At 57.3% G+C, this 1,637-nt stretch carries 2 protein-coding genes and 1 pseudogene; 2 read left to right on the top strand and 1 reads right to left on the bottom strand.

What is annotated here, in order from left to right:
- Positions 1–738, bottom strand: a 738-nt coding sequence (locus AC1D1Z_RS37210; RefSeq protein ID WP_477853825.1) for an AAA family ATPase, incomplete at its 3' end; no start/stop codon positions are given.
- A 363-nt stretch (positions 739–1,101) separates the two neighbouring features.
- On the opposite strand from AC1D1Z_RS37210, the gene AC1D1Z_RS37205 reads away from it, so the two are divergent.
- On the top strand, positions 1,102–1,296 hold the full coding sequence (locus AC1D1Z_RS37205) for an acyl-homoserine-lactone synthase (protein ID WP_018448899.1): 195 nt from the start codon (positions 1,102–1,104) through the stop codon (positions 1,294–1,296).
- A 105-nt stretch (positions 1,297–1,401) separates the two neighbouring features.
- Positions 1,402–1,637, top strand: a pseudogene (locus AC1D1Z_RS37200) (WGR domain-containing protein); the annotation flags it as partial.

Here is a 1,637-nt window from a genome sequence, read left to right as displayed (position 1 = left end):
GTTTATGACGGCGCCGAGCCGCCGGAAAAAGATCCCGTCGCCGCGGCCGCCGCCGCTTGCAATCGCCTGGGGCGTCTCATGCTCGTATTCCATGAGTTCCAGGTTGCCCGGTATCAGATCGATGCCGTCAAAATAGGTATTGCGGATGATGTCGCGCATCGGCCGTCGGTTGTCTTCGTCATAGCGAATGGCCGCATAAATGGTCTCGTTCTCGCTGACATCGAACTCGGGCTGATAGCCGAACATGGCCGACAAGGATGCCTGCGGGTCGAGATCGATTGCCAGCACTCGCAAACCGGCCAGCGCGAGATAATGGGTAAGATGGACGGTCGTCGTCGTTTTGGCTGATCCGCCCTTGAAGTTTGCAACCGCGATGACCTGCAGCTTCTCGCCGGGGCGCCGGCGCGGCAAGAAATCCAACGCTTCCACAGGACGTTTGGCTGCCAGGTATCGTCGGAGTTCATTGACCTGGGCCAGCGTGTAGCTCCTGCGGCCATTCTCCAGCCGCTCCGGCATTGCACCTTCGCCGTCCAACGACATTTGGCGGAGGGTTGATTCTGCGATCCCGAGCATGCTGGCAACGTCGCGTGATGTGAACGTGCGCAACGATTTCATCGCTTCGGGCGGATACATATGTGTCCGAAGCGACTGCAACTGCGCTGACAACATCTGCGCTTGGCGTGTAATCTTCGCAGCGGAGGATTCGCTCGTTTGCTTGCGTGTCGTCATCTGATCCATTTTCACCTCGCGACGGTTTTTCACCGATGATCGCGCATTTTCCGTCGCAAAGGTTGCAGGTATCGCGTGAGTCGTCAAACCTTCTTTGGTTAACGAAAATTTAATAAACAACTTGCTGCCGACACCGTCATCCGGCGCTCCACCATATTTTTCAACGACTTGAAGGCGTGGAGCGTCACTGAGCGGTTGTTTTCATGCCCGCACTTTTGCGGGTGGCGGTACTATGTGCACGGGCCGCCTTGGTATGGACAAGGCACCACATCCAGCGGCAGCGACGAGCGACTCGCAGATTTGCGACTGGAATCAAACCGCTTCTTTGCGCAAATCACGATCCGCGCACCAGCACAATTGCGGAGCGGGATCATGAAGCTGATAGCAATCCAGGCGCCGACGTCGAGCAAGGACGCAGCGCTTCTCGGTCAAATCTACCACCTCCGGGCGCGCGTCGTCGCGGACCGGCTCGCCTGGAACGTCTCCAGATCCAATGGTCGGGAGCGCGATCAATTCGACGAAATCGAACCGACCTATATTCTTGCCTTAGCGGATAGGGGATATTGACGTGGTGATCGGTTGCGCACGGCTGCTGCCCGCCATTGGCCCTACCATGCTGGAACAAGTCCTCCCGCAGCTCCTTTCGCCAGGGCGGCTCGACGCACATCCGTCATGATCGAAAGCTCGCGCTTCTACGTCGATACTGTTTGTCCTCGTGAAGCCGGGGAGGGGGCCTTGCGCCACGTCACGTTCGGTATGTTTGCAGATATCCTACGGCCACTCGCCCAAGTACCATCCTTCACGGAAATGAATCAGTCGCATGTGATTGATTCAAATGTGTCGTTGGACGTCGCCGTCCCGTTTGACGATGATGCCAACATGACTGTGCAGCCCTACCACCTCTATAT

The sequence above is a fragment of the Rhizobium sp. P1_E1 genome (genome assembly GCF_056406015.1).
This window is presented reverse-complemented; position numbering and strand designations above follow the sequence as displayed.